Origin of the sequence: Asaia astilbis JCM 15831 (assembly GCF_000613845.1) — a bacterium.
GTDB lineage: Bacteria > Pseudomonadota > Alphaproteobacteria > Acetobacterales > Acetobacteraceae > Asaia > Asaia astilbis.
This window is the reverse complement of the sequence record NZ_BAJT01000020.1, coordinates 1-23,013: the sequence shown is the minus strand read 5'-3', so window position 1 is coordinate 23,013 and position 23,013 is coordinate 1. Positions and strand designations below refer to the sequence as shown.

General features: G+C 60.9%; 17 protein-coding genes, 4 pseudogenes and 1 riboswitch. Of the genes and pseudogenes, 15 read left to right on the top strand and 6 right to left on the bottom strand.

The genetic code is table 11. The features are described from left to right. Nucleotides 1-2: 2 nt before the first annotated feature. Genes JCM15831_RS13530 through atpC form a run of 3 tightly spaced genes read left to right on the top strand, consistent with a single transcriptional unit; the run spans nucleotide 3 to nucleotide 2,783 of the window. Nucleotides 3-878, top strand: coding sequence for a F0F1 ATP synthase subunit gamma (locus JCM15831_RS13530; RefSeq protein ID WP_025824672.1), 876 nt, complete (start codon nucleotides 3-5; stop codon nucleotides 876-878). Nucleotides 879-904: 26 nt separating this feature from the next. Next, complete coding sequence (gene atpD / locus JCM15831_RS13525; protein ID WP_025824671.1) at nucleotides 905-2,359, top strand: F0F1 ATP synthase subunit beta; 1,455 nt, start codon at nucleotides 905-907, stop codon at nucleotides 2,357-2,359. Nucleotides 2,360-2,363: 4 nt separating this feature from the next. Next, nucleotides 2,364-2,783: an ATP synthase F1 subunit epsilon gene (gene atpC, locus JCM15831_RS13520; protein ID WP_025824670.1), complete on the top strand. Its 420-nt coding sequence runs from the start codon at nucleotides 2,364-2,366 to the stop codon at nucleotides 2,781-2,783. A gap of 75 nt (nucleotides 2,784-2,858) precedes the next feature. On the opposite strand, the gene queF is transcribed toward atpC, so the two are convergent. Further along, a complete protein-coding gene (queF, locus tag JCM15831_RS13515; protein ID WP_025824669.1) occupies nucleotides 2,859-3,329 on the bottom strand; it encodes a preQ(1) synthase in 471 nt (156 codons plus the stop codon). Between the two features lie 29 nt (nucleotides 3,330-3,358). Between queF and rnd the strand changes: the two genes are divergently transcribed. Both rnd and JCM15831_RS13505 read left to right on the top strand, forming a co-directional pair. Further along, nucleotides 3,359-4,546, top strand: a complete 1,188-nt coding sequence (gene rnd, locus JCM15831_RS13510) for a ribonuclease D (protein ID WP_025824668.1) — start codon at nucleotides 3,359-3,361, stop codon at nucleotides 4,544-4,546. A gap of 223 nt (nucleotides 4,547-4,769) precedes the next feature. Further along, nucleotides 4,770-5,450, top strand: coding sequence for a GcrA family cell cycle regulator (locus JCM15831_RS13505; RefSeq protein ID WP_025824667.1), 681 nt, complete (start codon nucleotides 4,770-4,772; stop codon nucleotides 5,448-5,450). 75 nt (nucleotides 5,451-5,525) lie between these two features. Here the strand turns inward: JCM15831_RS13505 and JCM15831_RS13500 are convergent, their stop codons facing one another. Further along, nucleotides 5,526-6,035, bottom strand: coding sequence for a bactofilin family protein (locus JCM15831_RS13500; protein WP_025824666.1), 510 nt, complete (start codon nucleotides 6,033-6,035; stop codon nucleotides 5,526-5,528). A gap of 481 nt (nucleotides 6,036-6,516) precedes the next feature. Between JCM15831_RS13500 and JCM15831_RS13490 the strand changes: the two genes are divergently transcribed. From JCM15831_RS13490 to JCM15831_RS19220, 3 genes are all read left to right on the top strand, one after another. Continuing rightward, nucleotides 6,517-7,494: an adenosine kinase gene (locus tag JCM15831_RS13490; protein WP_025824664.1), complete on the top strand. Its 978-nt coding sequence runs from the start codon at nucleotides 6,517-6,519 to the stop codon at nucleotides 7,492-7,494. 331 nt (nucleotides 7,495-7,825) lie between these two features. Then, the gene (gene typA, locus JCM15831_RS13485; protein ID WP_025824663.1) at nucleotides 7,826-9,649 is read left to right on the top strand and encodes a translational GTPase TypA; all 1,824 of its coding nucleotides are present in this window, start codon (nucleotides 7,826-7,828) and stop codon (nucleotides 9,647-9,649) included. Nucleotides 9,650-9,945: 296 nt separating this feature from the next. Then, entirely contained in the window at nucleotides 9,946-10,230 is a 285-nt protein-coding gene (locus JCM15831_RS19220; RefSeq protein WP_035774573.1) for a hypothetical protein, read from the top strand. A gap of 213 nt (nucleotides 10,231-10,443) precedes the next feature. On the opposite strand, the gene JCM15831_RS13470 is transcribed toward JCM15831_RS19220, so the two are convergent. The 4 genes and pseudogenes from JCM15831_RS13470 to JCM15831_RS19205 form a co-directional block, all read right to left on the bottom strand. Further along, complete coding sequence (locus JCM15831_RS13470; RefSeq protein ID WP_025824662.1) at nucleotides 10,444-11,703, bottom strand: D-amino acid dehydrogenase; 1,260 nt, start codon at nucleotides 11,701-11,703, stop codon at nucleotides 10,444-10,446. Beyond that, the gene (gene alr, locus JCM15831_RS19210) at nucleotides 11,700-12,725 is read right to left on the bottom strand and encodes an alanine racemase (RefSeq protein WP_232228209.1); all 1,026 of its coding nucleotides are present in this window, start codon (nucleotides 12,723-12,725) and stop codon (nucleotides 11,700-11,702) included. Before alr ends, JCM15831_RS13470 begins: the two co-directional genes overlap by 4 nt. Next, nucleotides 12,722-12,847, bottom strand: coding sequence for a hypothetical protein (locus JCM15831_RS23450; protein ID WP_269530467.1), 126 nt, complete (start codon nucleotides 12,845-12,847; stop codon nucleotides 12,722-12,724). The genes alr and JCM15831_RS23450 overlap by 4 nt, the downstream gene beginning before the upstream one ends. 58 nt (nucleotides 12,848-12,905) lie before the next feature. Further along, nucleotides 12,906-13,927 (bottom strand): annotated as a pseudogene (locus tag JCM15831_RS19205) (NAD(P)/FAD-dependent oxidoreductase). Between the two features lie 154 nt (nucleotides 13,928-14,081). Next, nucleotides 14,082-14,193, top strand: a riboswitch (SAM-I-IV-variant riboswitch). Nucleotides 14,194-14,303: 110 nt separating this feature from the next. Here JCM15831_RS19205 and JCM15831_RS23710 point away from each other — a divergent pair. The 7 genes and pseudogenes from JCM15831_RS23710 (at nucleotide 14,304) to JCM15831_RS23040 (ending at nucleotide 22,899) form a co-directional block, all read left to right on the top strand. Further along, nucleotides 14,304-15,268 (top strand): annotated as a pseudogene (locus JCM15831_RS23710) (threonine aldolase family protein). Further along, a complete protein-coding gene (locus JCM15831_RS19195) occupies nucleotides 15,265-16,056 on the top strand; it encodes a trimeric intracellular cation channel family protein (RefSeq protein WP_232228208.1) in 792 nt (263 codons plus the stop codon). The pseudogene JCM15831_RS23710 and the gene JCM15831_RS19195 overlap by 4 nt, the downstream one beginning before the upstream one ends. Continuing rightward, the gene (gene tsaE / locus JCM15831_RS13440) at nucleotides 15,977-16,411 is read left to right on the top strand and encodes a tRNA (adenosine(37)-N6)-threonylcarbamoyltransferase complex ATPase subunit type 1 TsaE (protein ID WP_025824660.1); all 435 of its coding nucleotides are present in this window, start codon (nucleotides 15,977-15,979) and stop codon (nucleotides 16,409-16,411) included. The genes JCM15831_RS19195 and tsaE overlap by 80 nt, the downstream gene beginning before the upstream one ends. Continuing rightward, nucleotides 16,408-19,388: pseudogene (gene addB / locus JCM15831_RS19190) on the top strand (double-strand break repair protein AddB). The gene tsaE and the pseudogene addB overlap by 4 nt, the downstream one beginning before the upstream one ends. Beyond that, the gene (locus JCM15831_RS23050; RefSeq protein ID WP_232228207.1) at nucleotides 19,385-21,325 is read left to right on the top strand and encodes a UvrD-helicase domain-containing protein; all 1,941 of its coding nucleotides are present in this window, start codon (nucleotides 19,385-19,387) and stop codon (nucleotides 21,323-21,325) included. Before addB ends, JCM15831_RS23050 begins: the two are co-directional and overlap by 4 nt. Beyond that, nucleotides 21,214-21,999 (top strand): annotated as a pseudogene (locus tag JCM15831_RS23045) (3'-5' exonuclease); the annotation flags it as partial. The gene JCM15831_RS23050 and the pseudogene JCM15831_RS23045, both read left to right, overlap by 112 nt. A gap of 252 nt (nucleotides 22,000-22,251) precedes the next feature. Beyond that, nucleotides 22,252-22,899: a PD-(D/E)XK nuclease family protein gene (locus tag JCM15831_RS23040; RefSeq protein ID WP_232228216.1), complete on the top strand. Its 648-nt coding sequence runs from the start codon at nucleotides 22,252-22,254 to the stop codon at nucleotides 22,897-22,899. The last annotated feature ends 114 nt before the right edge of the window (nucleotides 22,900-23,013 follow it).

Sequence of the window (23,013 nt, the reverse complement as noted above, 5' to 3'; positions counted from 1 at the left end):
CCATGCCCTCGCTGAAGGAACTGCGCGCCCGCATCGGGGGCGTGAAATCACAGCGCAAGATCACGAGCGCAATGAAAATGGTCGCAGCCTCCAAGCTGCGCCGTTTTCAGAAGCACGCCGAGGCCTCGCGCCCTTATGCTGTCGCCATGCGTCGCATGCTGGCCGAGCTGGCTGCTGCCACTGCCGGTCAGGGCGAGCTTCCGGTTCTGCTCGAGGGCGGCAAGGGATCCACGCATCTCATCGTTCTGCTGACGAGCGATTTCGGTCTTGCAGGCGGCTTCAATGCCAATGTGGTCCGCGCTACCCGTCAGCTCGTTGCGCGTCTCGAAGCGCAGGGCGAAACGGTGCGTATCCTGCCTGTCGGTCGCAAGGGCGGCGAAGCCATGATGCGAATCTTCCCGACGAAGGTTGTCGATCGCGTCACTGGCACGGCTGGTCGTGAGGTGCAGTTCCAGACGGCCGCCGATCTCGGTGCGCGCGTGACGGAAATGTTGATCTCCGGTCAGGTCGATCGCGTGACGGTTGTGTTCAACCGCTTTGTGAATGCGATGACGCAGACCCCGACGGAAGAGGCTCTCGTGCCTCTGACCGTGCCGGAGAACGACAACAAGACAGATTATAGTGCTCAATACGAATTTGAGCCGAATGAAGGGGAGCTGCTCGCTCAGCTCCTGCCGCGTAATCTTCAGGTGCAGTTCTATGCAGCGCTTCTCGAAAGTGCTGCTGGCGAGCAGGGTGCCCGCATGACTGCGATGGATAACGCGACGCGGAATGCAGGCAAGGCGATCGACTCTCTGTCGCAGCGCTATAACCGTACCCGCCAGAGCAACATCACCAAAGAACTTATCGAGATCATCTCCGGCGCTGAAGCCGTCTGAGACTTTTACGCAGGAGCCGAAATACGATGTCCGAAACTCTGTCGTCTGCCAGCAGCAACGTCGTGGGTCGCGTGACGCAGGTCCGCGGTCCCGTGGTCGATGTCCAGTTCGAAGGCACGCTGCCGCATATCCTCAATGCGCTGCACGTCCAGAACGGTGACCAGACCCTTGTGCTCGAAGTGGCACAGGAAATCGGTGAGCGCGAAGTGCGCTGCATCGCCATGGACAGCACGGACGGTCTCGTCCGTGGGAGCGAAGTCAAGGATACCGGCGCGCAGATCACCGTGCCCGTGGGCCCGGCGACGCTCGGCCGTATCCTGAACGTCATCGGCGAGCCCGTTGACGAGCGCGGTCCTGTCGTGTCCGACAAGCATTATCCGATCCACCGCAAGGCCCCTTCCTTCGAAGATCAGGCTGCCGCTTCCGAGATTCTCGTGACCGGCATCAAGGTTGTCGATCTGCTCTGCCCTTACCTCAAGGGTGGCAAGATCGGTCTCTTCGGTGGTGCAGGCGTCGGCAAGACCGTCATCATTCAGGAACTGATCAACAACATCGCCAAGGCCCATGGCGGCGTTTCCGTCTTCGCCGGTGTCGGCGAGCGTACGCGTGAAGGCAATGACCTGTATTTCGAAATGCAGGACGCCGGCGTGATCAAGATCGGTGAAGATGGCTCGACAGCTGGCTCCAAGGTGGCGCTGGTCTATGGCCAGATGAACGAGCCGCCGGGCGCCCGTGCTCGCGTTGCGCTCTCGGCTCTGTCTCTCGCGGAATATTTTCGTGATGAGGAAGGCCAGGACGTTCTGTTCTTCGTGGATAACATCTTCCGCTTCACACAGGCTGGCTCGGAAGTTTCGGCTCTGCTGGGTCGTATTCCTTCGGCCGTGGGTTATCAGCCGACGCTGGCCACCGAGATGGGCGCTCTTCAGGAGCGTATCACCTCCACAAAGAAGGGCTCGATCACCTCGGTTCAGGCCGTTTACGTGCCTGCCGACGATCTGACCGATCCGGCACCTGCCGCGACCTTCGCCCATCTTGATGCCACGACCGTGCTGAACCGCTCGATCGCAGAAATGGGCATCTACCCGGCCGTCGATCCGCTGGACTCCACCTCGCGCTCGCTTGACCCGAAGATCGTCGGTGAAGAGCATTACCAGGTAGCGCGCGACGTGCAGCGTATCCTTCAGACCTATAAGGGCCTGCAGGACATCATCGCCATTCTCGGCATGGATGAGCTGTCGGAAGAGGACAAGCAGGTTGTGGCGCGTGCGCGTCGTATCCAGCGCTTCCTGTCCCAGCCTTTCCACGTGGCCGAAGTCTTCACGGGCGCCCCTGGCAAGCTGGTCTCGCTCGACGACACAGTTCGCAGCTTCAAGGCGATTGTCGCCGGCGAGTACGATCACATGCCGGAAAGCGCCTTCTACATGGTCGGATCGATCGAAGAAGCGATCGCCAAGGCCGAAAAGATGAAGGAGTCGGCGTAAGCCCATGCCGGTTCAGGTCGAAATCATCAGCCCGGAGAAGCTTCTCTTCCAGAAGGAAGTAGAGATGGCTGTCCTCCCGGGCGAGGAAGGCGATATCGCGGCCATGCCGGATCATGCGCCGATCATGCTTCTGCTGCGTGGTGGCATCGTGTCTCTTTATGAGAACGGTGTCGTCACAGAGCGTTTCTTCGTCTCCGGTGGTTTCGCCGACATCACGGCTGATCGCTGCACTATCCTTGCGGACGAAGCCCTCACGATCGACGAAATCGTCGTCAGTGAGGCGCAGACCCGTCTTGAGACGCTGGAAGTCGAGCTGACGAATGTCGCTGCGGACGATATTGCGGATCAGGATCGTCTGTCTCGCAAGATTCAGGCGGCGCGTGCTGCGATTGAAGCTGCTGAAGCCGCACATCCGCTTCACTGATTTTTACGGTCCTCAAAAGGATCAGAAGAAGCCGGAAACCCGCGAGGGTCTCCGGCTTTTTCCGCCTCTGAAGGATCAGCCGCGACCGCGATAACCGGGCACGTCCTGAGCGGGAACCCACACGCCTTTTGGCGCCTCACCGGTCTGCCAGAAGACATCGATCGGGATACCGCCGCGTGGATACCAGTAGGCGCCGATGCGCAGCCATTTCGGGTTCAATACCTCGACGAGCTTGGTTGCGATGCTCACGGAGCAATCTTCGTGAAAAGCGCCATGATTGCGAAAGCTGGTCAGGTAAAGCTTCAGGGACTTGCTTTCGACAATCCACTCATCGGGGATGTAGTCGATGACGATATGCGCAAAATCCGGCTGACCGGTCACCGGGCAGAGCGAGGTGAATTCTGGCGCCGTGAAGCGCACGACATAATCGCGTCCTCGATGAGGGCTCGGGACCCGTTCGAGCGTTGCCGTTTCCGGGCTTTCAGGCTGCACGGTCTGACGACCGAGTTGGCTGAGCGCGGCGAGATCGTTCTCTGATGTGGTCATGTTGGTCTGCCCTGATGTAAAGAAGGGGAATGCAAGTGTCTCAAGCCGGTTTCCCAGCCCCAGTCATCGTGTCTTCTACAGACGATTTGGCGCAACTTTGTGCCCGACTCAAGCAGGAGCCGTTCGTCACGATCGATACGGAGTTCGTACGCGAGCATACTTACTGGCCACAGCTCTGCGTCGTCCAGCTCGGCGGCGTGTCGGATGTCGCTGTCATCGATACGCTGGCACCGGGTCTTGATCTGGCACCTTTGGCAGATCTTCTGGCGACAGAAAGCTGTGTGAAGGTGTTTCACGCGGCGCGCCAGGATCTGGAAATCTTCCTGCATCTTTTCGATGCCTTGCCCCGCTCGATCTTCGATACCCAAGTGGCGGCGATGGTTGGTGGCTATGGCGACCAGGTCGGCTACGACACGCTGGTCGGCGCCATTACCGGGGCGAGCATCGACAAGACACATCGTTTCAGCGACTGGTCCGCTCGTCCGCTCTCGAAGGCGCAGATATCCTACGCTGCAGCGGACGTGACCCATCTGCGCGACGTCTATCTCGCGCTTCATCGCGAGCTTGAAAAACAGGAACGCCTTCACTGGGCTGATGCCGAACTGGCCGTTCTGAACGACCCGGCGACATTCCGCCCTGATCCACGTCGCCAGTGGGAACGCCTGAAGGCGCGTACCAATAACCGGCGCATGCTGGCCGTGCTTCGCGAAGTGGCGGCCTGGCGCGAGATTGAAGCGCAGGCGCTCAATATTCCGCGCCAACGTCTGATCCGCGATGAGAGCCTGCTGGAGATTGCTGCAGTGCGTCCGCAGGATACGGACGCTCTGTCTCGTGTACGAGGCGTGTCACGCGGGTTTGCAGAGGGCAAGGCAGCACCCGGCCTGCTAGCGGCTGTCGAAGCGGGCCTTGCAGTGCCTGAGAAGGATCTGCCTCGCCCCCCGCGCAAATCTGACGGAGCCAAGCCGTCGGCTGCCCTGGTTGCCTTGCTCAAGGTCGTGCTGGCAGCGAGTTGCGAGGCCAACCGGGTTGCTCCCAAGCTCGTGGCAACTGGTGAAGATCTCGATAGCCTCGCTTTGGGTGAGACCGATAGCCCTGTTCTGCAGGGATGGCGTCGCGCTGTTTTTGGCGAGGATGCTCTTGCTTTGCTCAAGGGAGAGATCCAGCTTGTCGTCTCTGGCCGCTCGGTCCGTCTCATCCGAAGCGGTCAAATCGACTGACAGGCAACGACTTGCCGAAGGGGGCCGGAGAGATGTGCCTGAGCAGTTTTTGAGAGGCCATTTATGCTTTATTCTTTGGTAATTCGTGTTGGTTCAGATTGACTTGTGGAAGAGCTCTGTGTTTATCGGCCAGTCTAACCACTGAAAATGCCGACTTACGGATTGAGCAAGTCGTATCGACACCCTGGTTTTACGTCCTAGGACTGAGTAAGGAGCGCGGGCGATGGAATGGACTGACGACATAATCTCCCGTCTTCAGACGCTTTGGCAGGAAGGACTATCCACTGCCGAAATCGGCAGGCAATTGTCGATCACCAAAAATGCCGTTGTTGGTAAGGCGCATCGTCTAGGGTTGCCCCCCCGGCCTTCGCCGATCCGCGCCACGGCGAAGCCACGCAAAGAGCCCGTGGCTGAGGTATCCGTCTCTTCAGGCGCTGAAGCTCCTGTAACGACGGCTTCTGTGTCTCAGGCGCCTGTCAAGCCGGCTGAGCCGAAAGCTTCGGTCGCCAGCGAAAGCACCGTGGCATCACCAGCCAAACCTTCGGTTGTCGAGACAGTTGCGGCATCTGTGCCGAAATCGGAAACGGTTCAGAAACCTTCTGCGAGTGCATCGCTTTCTTCTTCTGAAGAAGGGGCACCCCTGGCCAGCAAGCCAAGCCCGATCCGCAAATCAGCCGAGGCCAAAACCATGTCGCCAGACTTGATGCTTCGACCCTTGCTGCGTCCGCTCACGGCAGACACGTCCCCCCGTCGTGGGCCGTCCTGCTGCTGGCCGAACGGTGACCCTGGCACGCCAGGCTTCCATTTCTGCGGCGCCAAGCCGGTGGCGGGCAAGCCCTACTGCGCCGAGCATTGTGCGATTGCTTATGTCAAGCTGCGCGATCGGCGTGAGAACGCAGGCTAGTCACCCCAGAGCCGCATCAGACGCAAAAAAGCCCGGCTCAAGGCCGGGCTTTTTCTGTTTGTGATCTCTGAGGGTTCAGACCGAAGGAGCGGTCTCTTCCTTCTTTTCAAAGCCGGAGACAGATGCTTCGCTCGAAGACGTACGACCGGGTACGTCTCCTGTCATCATCTCCAGATTACCAGTGATCTGACCGCCATCTTCGACCTGCAGGCGACGGCAGCGTGTTTTGCCGATCAGCTTGCCTGTCGAGCGCACGGTCAGATTGCCCCGGACGGTCAGGTTGCCGTCGATTGTTCCAGCCAGATCCGCGTCTTCCACTTCGATTTCACCGCGGAAGACTCCGCCCGGAGCGACGGCGAGTTCTGTTGCCTGCAGCAGAGAGGCTTCGACGGTTCCTTCGACGACAAGACGTTCGGCATCCTGAATCGAGCCTTGAACCGAGATACCACGCCCGACGACGAGGGTGCGACGATCGGAGGCTTCACGACGTCCGCCCGGCACGGTTGCGGCAGCTGCCGCAGGACGTGCGGGTGCTGCTGCCGGAGTGGCAGGTGAAGGCGGATTGGGGAATGGCGAACGACCCATCGAGGCTGTATCCTTTGTGTGGGAGGCTTGTGAAGCGTCTGCCGCAGGTGCGGGACGTTCGGGGAAGAGCGAGGGGCTGCCTGTGCCGGCAGTTGTCGCTTTTTGGCCAGGACTGGCCGAAGCACCTGGTGAAGGAGGGGAAGAGGCTTTCTCTTCTGGTTTGCGTCGTTTGAACAAGAGAACCCCGCTGCTCGTTTTTGAAGGTGGCGGTTCGGGTGCCGCTGGCGGCTTTTGAAAGACGGTGCACTCTCGAAAAAGTGCGCCGACCCCTCATCTGGCTTACACTTGAAGTTACGCAAGCGACAAGCCGTTAAACGTCAGGTTTTCAAGGTTTTTGACCATAACTCTGTCTTGTGTCATGGCCTGTCTTCAAGAATGCCTGGCCCGTTTTTCACCCTTCCTAAAACTTGCAACTGATCATGTTGATTTCATGGCGTGAAGAGGGGCTAATTTTGTTGAATTCCATCTCATTGGAGACGTCATGACTGCGCCTGCTCTCGATCTGCTTTGTATCGGTAATGCGATTGTCGATATTCTCGCCCCAGTGTCACACGAGACCCTCACGGCACTCGGCTCGCCTTTGGGCAGCATGACGCTGATCGATGCCGATCAGGCAGCAGAAATCGAGGCCAAAATCTCTCCTGAGCAGGTCATGGGCGGGGGCTCTGCGGCGAATACAGCCGTTGTTGCAGCGCGCCTCGGTGCTCGCGTGGGCTATCTCGGCAAGGTCGCGGCTGATGAGGCCGGTCTCGGCTATGCGCAGGATCTGACAGCGCAAAGTCTGGTCTATCCTTCCGCTCCGGTTGAAGCGGCAGATCGTCCCACGGCGCGATGCATCATTCTCGTCACCCCTGATGGTCAGCGCACAATGCATACCTATCTCGGCATCTGCACCGAGTTCGGACCGGAAGATGTCGATCAGAGCGCAGTCGCCAGTGCTGCCGTGACCTATATGGAAGGCTATCTTTTCGACAAGGACCGTGCTCAGGCGGCTTTCGTCCTTGCGGCCGAGACAGCCCATAAGGCGGGGCGCCGCGTCGCGCTGACGCTCTCGGATACGTTCTGTGTTGCACGTCATCAAAGCGCGTTTCGCGCGCTGGTTGCTGGCCATATCGACATTCTTTTCGCCAACGAAGCAGAAATCTGCGCTCTCTACGGGACAGAGGATTTCGATACGGCGGCTTCTCAGGCAGGCGCCGACGCCACTCTTGTTGTGCTCACGCGTGCTGAAAAAGGCGCGGTCATCCTCTCAGACGGGCAAAAAATCGTTGTGCCGACGGAGAAGGTCACCGTCGTCGATACGACAGGGGCTGGCGATGCCTTTGCTGCGGGCTTCCTTGCCGGTCTTGCCAGAGGGCGTCGCCTCGAAGACTGCGCAACGCTTGGCAACCAGTCTGCCGCCGCCATCATCACTCGCATGGGCGCCCGTCCGGCTGCTGATTTCGCGCTCAAGGCCTGAGTAATCGAAAGGATGGGGCTTTGCCCCATCTTCGGGCGAAGGGCCGCAGCCCTTCGTGACTCCGCTTGTTTCGAAGGGGCAGGAAAGGGGCGCTGCCCCTTTCGAGAGGAAGAGGCAGTGCTTTGACGACCTGCCTCGATCGCAGTTCGCTCAGAAAAACAGTCTTCTGACGCCTCTATTAACCTTAAAAACCCGTCTTTTCCGAACCTTTCATTGCACTCGGACGGGAAATTGTGCAGAACACGGCCAATCTGTCAGTCCCGGCTTTGTGTCGTTCCCCGGGGAGCGATCCGGCAGGGCGTGACCCTGCAAGCCCGATCAGGACCGCTTCATGGAAATCCGTAACATCGCCATTATCGCGCACGTCGATCATGGCAAGACCACCCTCGTCGATCAGCTCCTCAAGCAGTCCGGTTCATTCCGCGAGAACCAGCACGTCGCCGAGCGTGCAATGGACAGCAACGACCTCGAGCGCGAGCGCGGTATCACCATTCTCGCCAAGTGCACGTCGGTCGTCTGGAACGAAACGCGCATCAACATCATCGATACCCCGGGCCACGCCGATTTCGGTGGTGAAGTCGAGCGTATCCTGAGCATGGTGGATGGCGCGATCATCCTCGTTGACTCCGCCGAAGGCGCCCTGCCGCAGACGAAGTTCGTTCTTGGCAAGGCTCTGGCTCGCGGCCTGCGTCCGATCGTGGTTGTGAACAAGATCGACCGTGGCGATGCACGTCCCGATGAAGTGCATGAAGAGATCTTCGATCTGTTCGCTGCCCTCGGTGCCGATGAGCATCAGCTTGACTTCCCGATGCTCTACGCTTCGGGCCGTCAGGGTTGGGCCGATCTGGAGATGGACGGGCCGCGCAAGGATCTGTCCCCGCTCTTCGATCTCGTGCTCCGTCACGTTCCCACACCGGGTCTCGACAAGGACGCTCCTTTCGGCATGGTCTCGACCATTCTCGAGAGCGACAACTTCCTGGGTCGTATCCTTACGGGTCGTATCGAGCAGGGCCGTGCGCGTCTGAACATGCCGGTGCGCGTGCTGCGTCCGGATGGTACGATTGTCGAAACGGGCCGTCTGACCAAGCTCCTGTCGTTCCGTGGTCTCGATCGCGTGCCGGTTGAAGAAGCTGAAGCCGGTGACATCGTCGCGGTGGCCGGTCTGTCCGACGCGACCATTCCTGACACCATTGCCGATCCGTCGCTCGATGCGCCTCTGCCGTCGACCCCGGTCGATCCGCCGACCCTGTCGATGACCTTCCGCATCAATGACGGCCCTCTGGGCGGTCGTGAAGGCAAGAAGGTCACGTCGCGTCAGATCCGTGATCGTCTGTTCAAGGAAACCGAAGGCAACGTCGCCATCAAGGTGACCGAGAGCGCCGAGAGCGAAGCCTTCGAAGTCGCCGGTCGTGGCGAGCTTCAGCTGGGCGTTCTGATCGAAACCATGCGTCGTGAAGGTTTCGAGCTGACCATCGGTCGTCCGCGCGTGCTCTTCCGGAACAACGAAGAGACGGGCGATCGTGAAGAGCCATACGAAGAGGTTCTGGTCGACGTCGACGAGCCCTATTCGGGCGTTGTCGTCGAAAAGATGTCGATCCGTAAGGGCGTGATGCAGGACATGCGTCCGTCGGGTGGCGACAAGGTGCGTCTGACCTTCCTCATCCCGTCACGCGGCCTCATTGGCTATCATGGTGAGTTCCTGACCGACACGCGCGGTACGGGCATCATGAACCGTCTGTTCGCAGGCTATAAGCCTTATGCAGGCACGATCGAGGGTCGTCGCAACGGTTCGCTGATCTCGGCAGAAGACGGTGCGACCACGCAGTATGCGCTGTTCTCCCTGCAGGATCGCGGCACGCTGTTCGTCGAAGCCGGTGAGAAGATTTACGCAGGCATGATCTTGGGTGAGCATTCCCGCGAGAACGATCTCGACGTGAACGCCGTGCGTGAAAAGAAGCTGACCAATATCCGCGCCGCTGGCAAGGATGACGCTCTGCTGCTGATCCCGCCCCGTCGTATGAGCCTTGAGCAGGCAATCGCCTATATCGAGGACGACGAGCTGGTTGAAGTGACGCCGTCTGCCGTTCGTATCCGCAAGCGTTATCTCGACCCGAACGAGCGCAAGCGTATGTCGAAGGTCAAGTCTGACGCCTGATGCGAAAGCATCTCCTGACCGGATGGTCTCATCCGGTCAGGTTAAGGATCGGTCTCGTGCGACCGGACTGATTTTCTGGAAAAAGCCACCGGTTTCGGTGGCTTTTTTTGTGATCATGTCGTGATTAAGGCAGACATGCGTCTTTACAGTGCGATTACCATCATTTTATTAAATTTCCTTCGAGACGGGTAACGAAAATACTGTTAGCGTTCCTGAAGTCACAAGTTCAGGGGGCCGGTTCTTCGGTCTTTCCCAAGTCTGTGACACTGCAAATCTTGTATTCAGGAGCTTGTTTCATGCTCGTTTTCAATCGTCGTCTTCTTACCGGTGTTGCCGCTCTTGCCATGACGCTGAGCGCGCCTGCTTTCGCGCAGGAAGCCGCTCCTGCTACGCCGTCAGCGCCGGCTCCTGCCGTTGCTGCACCTGCTGCGACAGCGCCAGCAGCTGCTCCTGCAGCTCCTTCCTCTGAGGCGGCTGCCGCTGCTGAGCCTGCCAAGCACAAGGGCAAGCACAAGCATAAGCACAAGCACCACAAGAAGGGTGCAGAAGTTGCCGCTCAGAAGGATGCTTCGGGCAACTGATCGGCTTACAGAGCTGACTGAGAAAGGGACCGGAAACGGTCCCTTTTTTATTTGGGAAACGGGAAAAGAAGAGCGCTCTCAGCCGAAGAGGGGCGCCTGGATGAGTCCGCTTTGCAAGAGCTCACCAGCGAGAGATGCTGCGTTTCGAGATGTCGATCTGCGGACAGGAGACGGATCTTGTTTCCGTTTCCTGCCCAAGAGACTTGCCCGTTATCAGCTTTGATAACGGTCCAGTGAAAGATCGAGCGCTGGAATATCCGTGCGCCTGCCGCTGATGCGATCGGCCAGAACGCGGCCTGAGCCGCAGGCCATGGTCCAGCCCAGTGTTCCATGACCCGTATTGAGCCAGAGATTGCTGTAGCGTCCTGATGGGCCAATGACGGGGGTGCCGTCAGGGGTGCAGGGGCGCAGTCCGGTCCAGTAGCGGGCACGGCTGAGATCGGCGCCGCCGTACATTTCGTTGAACGAGAGCTCAAGTGTCTCGCGACGATCCTGGCTGAGCTTGAGACGCCAGCCGGTCAGCTCAGCCGTACCGCCAATGCGGATACGGTCGCCCAGACGGGTCATGGCCACCTTGTAGGTCTCGTCATTGACCGTCGAGGTCGGGACGCGGCTTTCATCGGTGATCGGCGCCGTCAGCGAATAGCCCTTGATCGGATAGACCGGCAGATCGAGTTCGATCGGCTTGAGCAGGCGCGGCGAATAGCTGCCGAGAGCCAGCACATAGGCATCGGCTGTCAGACGGCCTGCGCTGGTGCGAATGCCATAAATGGCATCGCTCGCGGCTTCGATGGCGTGGATCTCGGTGCGGAAGCGGAAACTGACGCCTTTTTCCGCAGCCAGAGCTGCCAGACGTTGAGTGAACAGGAAGGCGTCGCCCGATTCATCGCCCGGCAGACGCAGACCGCCCTTGAGCAGGTGACGCGCTCCGGCCAGACCCGGTTCGTGCTTGAGAACATCGTCCGTATTCAGCAGCTCATGCGTTACACCGCTTTCGGCCAGTAGACGCATGTCTTCATGAGCGTGTTCGACCTGTTTGTCGGTCCGGAAAAGCTGGATCAGACCTCTCTGGCCGTCATCATAGGTGATGCCGGTCGCGCGACGCAGCTCGGCCTGACAGTCGCGGCTATATTCTGCGATACGCAGCATACGGCTTTTGTTGATGTCATAGGCATGATGCGTGCAATTGCTCAGGAGCTGCGTCATGAAACGTAGCATCGGCGCGTTGACGGCAGCTGCGCGGACAACCAGAGGCGCATGCTTCTGGAACATCCAGCGTGCTGCCTTGAGCGGCAGGCCGGGCATTGCCCAAGGCGTTGAATATCCCGGAGAAACCTGACCGGCGTTGGCAAAAGAGGTTTCAAGGCCGACACCGGGCTGGCGATCGATAACTTCGACCTCGTGGCCCTGTTCAGCGAGATACCAGGCAGTAGTGACGCCGATCACACCGGCGCCCATGACAATGATCTTCATTGTGAACTCTCAATGTAGTCACGATAAAAGCGCTTCCCGAGGCTGGTCAGCAGCTCATATCCGATCGTATCCAATGCCGAGGCCAGTTCGTCCAGCGGACGGTGGGGGCCAATCAGCTCGAAACCTGTGCCGGAGGCCATATCCATGTCCCCCAGCGCGGTGATGTCCAGAGCCATGCAGTCCATCGAGATCCGCCCCACAACCGGGAGAGAGATGTCGGGTCTGTCTGGCAGGACCGCGCTGGTGAAGCCACCGGCGCGTCTGTGAAAACCGTCTGCATAGCCGACGGACAGAGTGGCAATGCGTGTTTTCTGCGTTGCCACAAAACGAGCGCTATAGCCAACCGCTGTATCGGGTTCGATCCAGCGATCCTGTACGAGTCCCCCGAGCAGAGTGACAACAGGGCGCATTGGGTTGGGGAGAGCAGGCGTCGGATTGCCGCCATAGAGCGCATAGCCGGGGCGCACCATATCGTAGTGAAACGACTCGCCCAGAAAGATACCGCTCGATGCCGCAAGGCTCGGAGAGAGAGGGGAAGGCAGCTTTTGTCTCAGCGCGTCAAAGCGCTGACGCTGGCCTTCGTTGCGGGGTGAGGCGGCGTCATCCGCACAGGCGAGATGGCTCATGACATGGGTGATATCGAGCGCGGTAGGCAGCTCTTCAGAGCAGAGCGCCTCAATGTCGTCCTCCGACAGACCGAAGCGCGACATGCCGCTATCGAGCTGGAGCAGACAGGGCAATTTTGTTCCGGTTTCCCGCCCGAAAGCCGCCCACCGACGTGCCTGAGAGAGACTGTTCAGAACGGGCGTCAGATTTCGGGCCGCAAGCAGGGGCTCGGAGCCTGCAGGCGGGCCGTTCAGAATGCAGATCGTGGCGTCATCCGGCAAAAGAGGACGTAAGGTCAGTCCTTCATCGACGGTCGCGACAAAGAAGCGGCGGCATCCGGCGCGATAAAGGGCAGGGGCGATACGCGCCACACCGAGTCCATAAGCATCAGCCTTGACGGCAGCGCCGACGGTCACGGTGCTGCGACCTGCTGCGTCAGGAAGGTATAGTTCTGCTTGAGGGCATCGAGATCGATCCGGAGCCATCCGCCAGAGCGCTCTCTTGCGCCTGTTTCCCGCTCTCTCTCTTGCACACTCATTCGCGTCCGGATCTCATAATCATTTCGGTATCATTCTAAACCGACACCCCGTTCCAGCTCAAGAGCCTGCCGGGACACCCTTGCTGGTCGAGTATTCGAAATGCAGCGCCTGATCGGGATGAACGATCGGGTGAATGGCGTGGGCAGCCATTGCCCCTTCGCTGAAACCCTGCAGGATCAGCTTTAGCTTGCCGGGATAGGTGGCGACGTCGCCGATGGCAAACACACCGGGAAGACTCGTTTCCATCGTCGACGGTGTGACGGGCAGGGTGCTGCGGATCGTGTCGATGTTCCAGGTGGCAATCGGGCCGAGATCGGTCGACAATCCATAGAAGGGCAGAAGCGTATCGGCGTCGATGCGTCGCACCTGTCCTTCAAGGTCGATGACATCGACGGCTGAGAGCACCCCATTCTCGCCTTCAAGCGCATGAAGCTGATAGGGCACGACTTTCTCGATGCGGCCTTCGGCCACACGCGCTTCGATCTGAGCAAGTGTTTCCGGGGCACCGCGGAACCGGTCGCGACGGTGCAGGAGATAGATCTTTTCGGCGATGTCCGAGAGGGAGAGGGCCCAGTCGAGAGCGGAGTCGCCGCCCCCTGCGACGACGATGCGCTTGCCGGCGAAATCGGCACGCTTGCGGACATAATATTGGACAGCACCGCTTGCTTCATAGGCTTCGAGCCCCTCCAGCGGGGGGCGGTTCGGCCCGAAGGCGCCGGCACCGGCGGCGATGATGACGGCGCGGGCAGTCACGACGTTGCCTTATCGGTCTCAAGCGTGAAAGCGCCGCGCGTGCCGGAGAGTTTTTCGACGCGTTGACCGAGCAGGCGCGGGACGTCGAAAGGGGCGATCTGCGCATCGAGCGCTGCGATCAGGGCGCCGCCCTCGATCGAAGGATGGCCCGGAATATCGTAGATCGGCTTCTCGGGATACAGCGCGGCGCATTGCCCGCCGATCTCTCCCAGCGCGTCGATCAGCACGCAGGAAAGTTTAAGCATCCCGCATTCGAACGCGGCAAAAAGGGCGGTCGGCCCTGCACCGATAATGGCAACATCGATGTCGAGAGGAGTCTGGCCCATAAGCGCGTTCATTCCTGTCAGTTATGTCCTGTGTCCCTTAGCAGCTAACAGAAACCGTCAGCGACGCCCAGAGCCAGAGGCGATCGGTGTTTCTTTGTCCGGCGGCGCGAGCAAGAAGCGCATTGCGTGTCTTTTCCGGCTTTGATACGAAAGCCGTCAGCATCAAGAGCCGACAGCTTATGTCGCGCCAACCTGCTCCCGGGCAAGGTGGTATCTTCGGCTTTCGTCGAAGAGATGTGGCCGCTCCGGCAATCTCGGGACACGCCACACCCTCCTTTCGCGCGGAGCGTCTCCTCGTCCAGAAAGGACCATCGTCGTGGCCCAGCAATTCGCCAGTGACAATTATGCCGGTATCTGTCCCGAAGTCTGGGATGTGATGCAGCAGGCCAATGCGGGCTCGGTGCCTGCCTATGGTGATGATGCGTGGACCAATCGCGCCGCTGACAGCTTTCGCACCCTTTTTGGCACATCATGCGAGGTGTTCTTTGCCTTTAACGGTACGGCGGCCAACTCTCTCGCCCTCGCCTCGCTCTGTCAGTCCTATAACAGTGTGATCTGTTCTTCGTTCGCCCATGTCGAGACCGATGAATGCGGTGCGCCGGAGTTCTTCTCCAACGGGTCGAAGCTTCTCGTGGCCCGTACCGACCGTGCCAAGCTTTTCCCGGAAGATATCAGGGCGCTGGCGACCTGCCGGAGCGACATCCATTATCCCAAGCCAAAAGTCGTGACGATTACCCAGCCTACCGAAACCGGTGAGTCTATTCTCTGGCTGAGATCCGGGCCATCGCCGACACCTGCCGGGACCTCGGATTGCGCCTGCATATGGATGGCGCGCGCTTTGCCAATGCCTGCGCTGCGCTGGGGTGTTCCCCTGCCGAAATGACATGGCAGGCCGGGGTGGATGTCTTGTGTTTCGGGGGCACCAAGAACGGTATGGCTGTCGGAGAGGCCATTCTGTTTTTCGATCCGGCTCTGGCTGAAGGCTTCGATTACCGTTGCAAGCAGGCGGGGCAGCTGGCCTCGAAAATGCGCTTCATCTCGGCCCCATGGGTCGGATTGCTTGAAACCGGCGCATGGCTCCGGAACGGGCAGCACGGTAATGACAGTGCGCATGCGCTGGCCGCGCGGATCGAGGCGGTGCCCGGTCTTTCCCTGATGTTCCCGGCGCAGGCCAACGCTGTCTTCCTCAAGGCGCCAGACAAGGTGCTCGAGGGGCTTCGCGAGAAAGGCTGGCGCTTTTACACGTTCATTGGGGGTGGTGCCCGCTTCATGTTCGCCTGGGATGCCGAGCCCGACCGTGTCGCACAGCTTGCCGCCGATATTGAGGCACTGGCTGCGTGAGCCCTGCCACCCTCACAGACATTCACGCCCTGTCAGCCTCGGCCCTTTCGGATCTCGACATGGCAGGCACAGCCGTCTTTGCGATCTCGGGGGCGCTGGTGGCTGCCAAAGAGAAGCAGAACATGGTGACCTTCGCGTTTTTCGCCGCCATGACAGGCGTCGGCGGGGGCACGCTGCGTGATCTGCTGATCGGCGCACCAGTTTTCTGGATGCATGCCACAGCGCCGCTTGCCGTCTGTCTGAGTATTGCCCTGCTGGTGTGGTTCACCCCCCACCGAGTCTGGCATGAGCGCGCGATCGACTGGTTCGATGGGCTGGGTCTGGCATCCTACGCTGTTTACGGCGCGGCCAAGGCCGTCGCCTACGGCATTCCCTGGCTGCCTGCTGCCATCATGGGGGTGGTCACGGCCTGTATGGGCGGAATCATTCGCGATGTGTTGGCCGGCCTACCCTCCATCGTGATCCGTCCCGAGCTTTACGTCACCGCTGCTGCCCTGGCTGCGGGTCTTTATGTCGGTCTCAATGCCCTCGGTGTGTGGCCAATTCTCGCCGGGCTTGTTGCGGTCACCCTCGGCTTTGGTCTTCGAGCTATGCCATTCTCTACAGGGTCGATCTACCGGCTTACCGTCGATAGGAAGCCTCCCGGAAGCAAGGGGCACTCCCAGCTTTCCACTACCCTTCATCCCGACCCGGCTTTAAACTGGCTGGATGACGACATTCGATCTGCCCGACCAGTCCGCGACCGAAGCTCTTGCTGTTCGTCTGGCAGAGCTTGCGCAGGCAGGTGACGTGCTGGCGCTTCACGGCGAGATGGGCATGGGCAAGAGCGTTTTTGCCCGGGCTTTCCTGCGGGCTCTGGCGCAGGATCCAGCGCTTGAAGTGCCGAGCCCGACCTTTTCTCTGGTCCAGACTTACGACACGAGCAAGGGCGCTGTGGCTCATTTCGATCTGTGGCGTCTCGATGGTCCTGACTCATTGTTCGAGCTGGGCTGGGACGAGCTTCAGGACGGGATCATGCTCGTCGAGTGGCCCGAGCGCGCCGAAGATGACTTGCCCGACCATGCCCTGCATCTCACCCTGAGCCCGGGCGTGGAGGAAGAGGCCCGAATTGCCACCATCAACGGATGGAGTGACCGGCTGTGATTCTGGCGACGATCCCGGCGGACCGCTCCTTTCTCGATGATGTGGCGCGGCGGTGGCTCAGGGAGACGGCCGAACAGGATCAGGCTCATGCGCTCATTCTCGTGCCGGGACGTCGCGCCGCACGCAATCTGACAGAAGCCTTCTTGCGGTGTCTCGATGGCAAGGCGGCTCTGTTGCCGCGTATTCTCCCGGTCGGAGATCTGAGTGAAGACGATCTGGCGCTGTCGGGCGTCGAGGCGTTTTCCTTTCCTCCGGCGGTCGATCCGCTGAGGCGTCTGTCTGTTCTGGCAGCGCTCGTTCTGCAGGCAAAAGGCGTGTTCAGTGCGGAGCTGACGCTCGAACAGGCCTGGCCTCTTGCCTCGGCTCTGGCTGAATTGATGGACGATGCCGAGCGCGTCGGGGTCGATTTGCGCGAGCGTCTTCCTGATGCGGCAGAACCCCGTTTCGCCGATCACTGGCACAAGACGCTTCAGTTTCTGCATATCGTTACCGAGGCCTGGCCCGCCTGGCTCGAGGAGACGGGCCTGATGAACCCGGTGGCGCGTCAGGTCTCGGTCCTCAAGGCGCAGGCCGAACGCTGGACGCAGGCCCCGCCTGAGGGGCGGCTTTGGGCAGTCGGGTTTACCGATGGCATGTTTGCCGTCTGCGCGATCCTGCGGGCCGTGCTCGATGCGCCTCAAGGCTGCGTGGTGCTGCCCGGTGTCGATCTCGATCTGTCGGAGGGCCTTTGGGAGACGCTGCCTGAAAGCCACCCGCAATCGGGATTTCGACGCCTTCTCAACGATCTGGGTGTTTCCCGTGAAACCATCACAGTCTGGGATGACGCTGCGGCGCATCGCGATGTTGCTTCTCGTGAGGCCCTGCAAAGCCGGATTGCGCTGGCCAGTCTGATGATGCGCCCGATGGAGGGACTTTCTGCATGGGCAGAAAGCAATGCCCCCCTTCCGTTGACAGGCCTCACGCGTCTCGATGCTGCCGATCAGCAGCAGGAAGCCATCAGCATTGCCATGATTCTGCGTGAGGCTGTGGAACGTCCCGGCAAGACCGCGTCTCTGGTGACGCCGGACCGGGCACTGGCCCGACGCGTCTCGACCGAATTGCTGCGTTACGGCATCGTAGCCGATGACAGTGCCGGTGAGGCCCTGGCTCTGAGTCCTGCGGCCATTCTGCTGCGCCTTCTGGCAGAAGCGGCTGCAGATGATCTCTCTCCCGTGGCTCTTCTGGCGCTGTTGAAACATCCGCTTGTCGCGCTCGGCAGCACGCCGGGGAATTGCCGTGCCACAGCGCGCCGTCTTGAGCGCCTCGTACTGCGTGGCCCCGCGCCGCCACCGGGTATGAAAGGATTGCAACAGGCGCTCGAACGACAGGATCAGACTGAGGCCGAGAGTGCCGATCGACCCGATCAGGCCGAACCGCTCGATCTGTTTCTCGACCGTCTGTCAGAGGCCGTATCGCCTTTGCTGCGATGCGGTGCCCTGCCTCTGCCCGATCTGCTGACACGGCTCATCCAGGCTGCCGAGGCACTGACCGGCACGCAGGAGCAGCCAGGTGAAGAACGGCTCTGGATGGGCGCGGAGGGTCATGCCCTGTCGCGTCATCTCGCCGGGTTGATGACCTATGGCGAGGTTCTGCCGCCGCAGAGTCTGGCAGGGCTGCCCGCTTTTCTTCTCGCCTCAATGGCTGGAAAAATGGTGTTCGGCCAGCGCGTCCTTCAAGGGCGTGATGGTGAAGCCCTGCATCCTCGTGTTTCCATTCTGGGTGTGCTTGAAGCGCGACTGCAATTTGCCGATCTGGTGATTCTGGGTGGGTTGAATGAAGGCATCTGGCCTCCTGCGACCGATCCCGGCCCTTGGCTGAGTCGGCCCATGAGAACGCGGGCAGGGTTGCCGTCTCCCGAACGGCAGATCGGCACCGCCGCCCATGATTTCACGACAGCTTTTCTCTCGGGCAAAGAGATCGTGTTGTCGAGCGCAGCCAGAGTGATGGGGCGCCTGCCGTTCCGGCTCGCTGGCTGGTGCGACTTGACGCCCTGCTGGAGGGGAGAGGCCAGACCCTGCCTGTGCATCCTGCCCTGCACTGGCAGGCAGCGATGGATCAGCCTGCGGGTCCGGCGCGGCCTGTGTCCCCACCCGAGCCCCGGCCGCCTGTCGCCCTGCGTCCGCGCCGTCTCTCGGTGACCGAGATCGATTCCTGGCTGCGCGACCCTTACGCAATTTATGCCCGTCACGTGCTGAAGCTGAGGGCCTTGCCGGCGCTCGAAGAAGCCGCCGACCGCTCGGATATTGGTGTGGTGGTGCATGACGGGCTCGATCTCTGGTTGAAGGAGGGTCAGAAAGGCGGAAGAGCCTTGCATGGCTGCCTGCTCAAAATGCTTGAAGACCGTGAATTGCGTCCGGCTCTCGCCGCCTGGTGGCGTCCTCGTGTGCTCCGGATTGCTGATTGGGTCTGCGAGCGTGAGGCGCAGCGCGAGAGACCCGTTTTGCTCAAGACCGAGCAGAAAGGCACGTTGACCCTGACCCCGCCTTACGCGCCCTTCCGCCTGACCGCCCGCGCCGACAGGATCGAGATCGCTCAGGATGGGCGGGCGACCATTATCGATTACAAGACCGGCACCTTGCCCAAGGTGAGTGATGTCGAAGCCGGATGGAGTTCGCAACTCGTGCTCGAAGCCGCCATGCTGCGCCTCGGCGGCTTCGCCGATCTGCCCGCTGCGGAGACCGCCTCTTTGCTTTACTGGCGACTGACGGGGGATCGCCATCGTGGCGAGGAACTCAGCGTGCCGAAGAAGCCCGGAGATCTGGACGGGCTGGTGGACTCCGCGCTCGACCGGCTGCGTCGGCGCGTCGAGATCTTCGATGATCCGAACACGGCTTATCGTTCTCATCCCCATCCGGATTATGTGCCGCGTTATAGCGATTACGCCCATCTGGCTCGTGTGTCTGAGTGGAGCGCTGCGCGCGAGGAGGGCGGAGAATGACCGATCCTGCAAAGCTCAATGCGCAGATTATTGAATCGGCCAATGATATTCAGAGGCAGGCTTCCGATCCTCTGGCATCCGTCTTCGTCTCTGCCTCGGCGGGTAGCGGCAAGACAAAACTACTGATCGACCGGCTTTTGCGTCTGATGCTGCCGGTTCTGGTGCCTGACCCGGAGACGGGGGCACCGGTCCTGCTGCCGGGCAGCGACCCGGCACGGATTCAGTGCCTGACCTTTACGCGTGCGGCGGCGGCAGAAATGGCCAACCGTCTTCAGTCCCGTCTGGGGCGCTGGGTGTCATTGTCCGAGGCTTCGCTCGACCGGGAATTGCAGGCGCTGAGTGTCCCTGTCTCGCCTGAAACGCGTCAGGCGGCACGGGCCCTGTTCGTGCGCGTGCTCGATCTGCCGGGTGGGATGAAGATCGGGACGATCCACGCGTTTTGTCAGTCGCTTCTGAGGCGCTTCCCGCTTGAAGCTGCCATCAACCCGCATTTCACCCTTATGGAAGAGACGGATTCCAGCCTCGCTCTGGCTAACGCCATCGAGCAGACCCTGTCTCGCGCCATGGGCGATCCGGTGATGGAAGCGCGTCTCTCGCTGCTGGCCGGTCAGGTGGGGCTTGAGGATTATCTCGACCGGATACGTGCGCTTCAGGGCCGCGTGTCACGTCTGAGGCAGAGCTTTGCCCGCTGGCAGATCGAGCCAGGCGCGATCGAGCGCGCCTATCGGCAGGCTTTTGGCGCAGAGGAAGCCGATCTGGCCGATCTGGAGTCACAGCGCAGCGCGTCTCCGCAGGAAGATCGGCTGCGTCGCTGTGCCCAGGAAGCCCTGCCGCTGGGGACAGCGACGATGCAGGCGACGCTCGGCAAGATGCTCGACGCGCTTTCCCGCCCGGTATCGGAGCGGGACCCGGTAATCTGGTCTGATCTCTTTGTGACGGGCACAGGGACACCGCGCGCGGCACGGGCTTTCGTTCCTGCGGCCATGGCGCGCGACCGTCCTCACCTGATGGAGGCTTTCACGGCTGAAGGGGAGCGTCTGATTGCGCTCGACCGTGCAATTGCCGTGCAACGTCTGATTGCGCTCAATCTGGCGCTTTTCGCCCTCGCAGCCCCGACGCTCGATCGTTATGCGCAGGACAAGACCCTGCGTGGTCTGGTCGATTACGACGATCTGATTGCCAGCACGCGCGATCTCTTGCGCGATCCGGGGGCTGCCTGGGTGCTCTACAAGCTCGATGGCGGTCTCGATCATCTGCTGCTTGACGAGGTGCAGGACACGTCTGCTGCGCAATGGGAGATCGCGACGGCGCTGATCGAAGAGTTCTTCGTCGGCGAAAGTGCGCGTGAGATGGACGGGCGTCCGCGAACGGTTTTTGCCGTGGGGGATTTCAAGCAATCGATCTATGCTTTTCAGGGTGCCGACCCTGAAGGGCTGTTTCGTGCCCGCGACCGGTTCCGCGAGATGGTTCTTGGTGCGGAACAGGAATGGCGGACACCGGAAATCGGTGTGTCGTTCCGATCTGTCGAACCCGTGCTCAACCTTGTCGATGCGGTGTTTTCAAATCCGCTTGCGGCAGACGGGCTGCTTGAGCCGGGACGCGATGAGCTGCCACGCATCGCTCTGCCCGCCCCGGTCAGGGCGGGCGTGTCGAGCTTTGGCCGCTGGTGCCGAAGGACGAAAAAGACGCCATTGACGACCCCTGGGCGGCGCCAACGGGCAATGCCGGGCAAAGTCGTGCACCTCAGAAGCTGGCCGACACGCTGGCGCACTGGATTGCCCGTCAGATCGGCAAACCGCCGCAGCCGGGTCAGGCGCCGCTTCGTGCGGGTGAGGTGCTGGTTCTGGTGCCCCGACGATCTGCTTTTCTGCGCGCGCTCATCCGCGCGCTTAAGGGGCAGGGGGTCGAAGTTGCTACGCTTGTCGGTGTCGGGTTGACCGATTCTCTGGCGGTGCAGGATTTGACGGCGCTGTGCCATGCTCTGCTGCTGCCTCAGGATAATCTGACGCTGGCAGCGGTTCTGACCTCGCCGTTTGGCGGGGTCAGTGATGCGTCCCTCATGGATCTCGCCATGGAGCGCGGCGAGCGTCCGCTCTGGACTGTTCTGCGGGAGCGTCATCAGGAAAGGCCAGAATGGCAGAGCGCCTGGGAGCGTCTCTCGGCTCTTCAGACCCGTATCGATTTTGCGACACCCTATCAGATCCTTGCCGATGCCTTGGGCCGCCATGAAGGACGCGCCCGTGCGCTGGCACGCCTCGGACCGGAAGCGGCGGAACCGCTCGATGATCTGCTTTCGGCCGCCCTGCGTTTTGAAGCGCTCCACGCCCCTTCGATGCAGGGCTTCCTGCACTGGCTCGAGTCGAGCAATCTGACGGTCAAGCGTGAGGCCGAATCAGAAATCGACGCCGTGCGGATCATGACCGTGCATGGCTCGAAAGGGCTGCAGGCGCGATTGGTGATCCTGCCAGACATGACGGGTGAGGTGCAGGGCGAGACGAAACTGCTCTGGACGTGCAAAAACGGTCTCGATCTCCCGGTCTGGATGCCGGGGAGGGAATTGCCGTCCGATCTGGGCGATCGACTCAAGCAGCAGGAGCAGGAAGCCGCGCAGGCTGAGCGTAACCGCCTGCTTTACGTCGCTCTGACTCGTGCCAGTGACTGGCTGGTCGTCTGCGGTTGGGAGCCGCGACGCAAGCAGAGCGAGAGCTCGTGGTACAGCTTGTGCCGCTCGGGTTTCGAGCATCTCGATGCGGTCAGCACGGTTTTCGACGGAGGATGGGAAGGCGAGCGTCTCCTGAGTGAGGCACAGCCCGAACTGAGTGCCCCCGCATCCAGAGCCCTTGCCCCCCATGCGCCTGAACCCATGCCCGGTTTATTCGGGCAGGCACCCGCTTGGCATGCGCTTCCAGCGCCGCAGGAGGCGCCTCTGACCCGACCACTGGCACCGAGTCGACCGGATAATGCCTCCTATGGTGTGGCGCCGCCCGCCTTGTCTCCGCTTCATCTCGCCGCCGGACGGGAGAGTGGTCGCAGGCGCGCCCTTGAGCGCGGAACGCTGGTGCATCGCCTTTTACAATGGCTGCCTGATCGTCCCAGAGAGGAGTGGGGCATTCTTGCAGAGCGCTTCCTCGCCCAACCGGCACACGGGTTATCGCCGGAAGAGAGCACCCGTCTGGTCGGTCAGATTCTCTCGATCCTCACACATGAGACGCTGGCCCCGCTTTTTGCCCCCGGCAGCCTCGCCGAGCAGCCGATTACAGGACTGGCTTTCGGGCAGGTCGTCCTGGGGCAGGTGGATCGTCTCCGAGTGACGGAAGACTGCGTCATGCTGTGCGATTTCAAGACAAACCAGAACCCGCCACGACCGGGTCAAGCCGTTCCTGCAGCCTATCGGCGTCAGATGGCGGCATATGGGGCTGTCCTGACACAGCTCTACCCGGGCCGTGAGCTCGTCATGGCGCTGGTCTGGACGGAAGGCCCGACGATCAGCTTTGTCCCTCTGGAGCCCTAGGATAGCTGTATTTCACATAGCTATTCTGAAAGGCTCGTGTGACGGGCACTCTTTGCAGTCTGCTCAGCGACGATAGCGGTATCCATCCCGGCGGCCGGGCGTCCAGCGCGGGCC

Coding starts and splice junctions, on each gene's coding strand:
- JCM15831_RS13530 (WP_025824672.1), top strand. CDS start 3: ATGCCCTCGCTGAAGGAACTGCGCGCCCGCATCGGGGGCGTGAAATCA.
- atpD (WP_025824671.1), top strand. CDS start 905: ATGTCCGAAACTCTGTCGTCTGCCAGCAGCAACGTCGTGGGTCGCGTG.
- atpC (WP_025824670.1), top strand. CDS start 2,364: ATGCCGGTTCAGGTCGAAATCATCAGCCCGGAGAAGCTTCTCTTCCAG.
- queF (WP_025824669.1), bottom strand. CDS start 3,329: ATGACCACATCAGAGAACGATCTCGCCGCGCTCAGCCAACTCGGTCGT.
- rnd (WP_025824668.1), top strand. CDS start 3,359: ATGCAAGTGTCTCAAGCCGGTTTCCCAGCCCCAGTCATCGTGTCTTCT.
- JCM15831_RS13505 (WP_025824667.1), top strand. CDS start 4,770: ATGGAATGGACTGACGACATAATCTCCCGTCTTCAGACGCTTTGGCAG.
- JCM15831_RS13500 (WP_025824666.1), bottom strand. CDS start 6,035: ATGGGTCGTTCGCCATTCCCCAATCCGCCTTCACCTGCCACTCCGGCA.
- JCM15831_RS13490 (WP_025824664.1), top strand. CDS start 6,517: ATGACTGCGCCTGCTCTCGATCTGCTTTGTATCGGTAATGCGATTGTC.
- typA (WP_025824663.1), top strand. CDS start 7,826: ATGGAAATCCGTAACATCGCCATTATCGCGCACGTCGATCATGGCAAG.
- JCM15831_RS19220 (WP_035774573.1), top strand. CDS start 9,946: ATGCTCGTTTTCAATCGTCGTCTTCTTACCGGTGTTGCCGCTCTTGCC.
- JCM15831_RS13470 (WP_025824662.1), bottom strand. CDS start 11,703: ATGAAGATCATTGTCATGGGCGCCGGTGTGATCGGCGTCACTACTGCC.
- JCM15831_RS23450 (WP_269530467.1), bottom strand. CDS start 12,847: ATGAGTGTGCAAGAGAGAGAGCGGGAAACAGGCGCAAGAGAGCGCTCT.
- tsaE (WP_025824660.1), top strand. CDS start 15,977: ATGACGACATTCGATCTGCCCGACCAGTCCGCGACCGAAGCTCTTGCT.
- JCM15831_RS23050 (WP_232228207.1), top strand. CDS start 19,385: ATGACCGATCCTGCAAAGCTCAATGCGCAGATTATTGAATCGGCCAAT.
- JCM15831_RS23040 (WP_232228216.1), top strand. CDS start 22,252: ATGCCCGGTTTATTCGGGCAGGCACCCGCTTGGCATGCGCTTCCAGCG.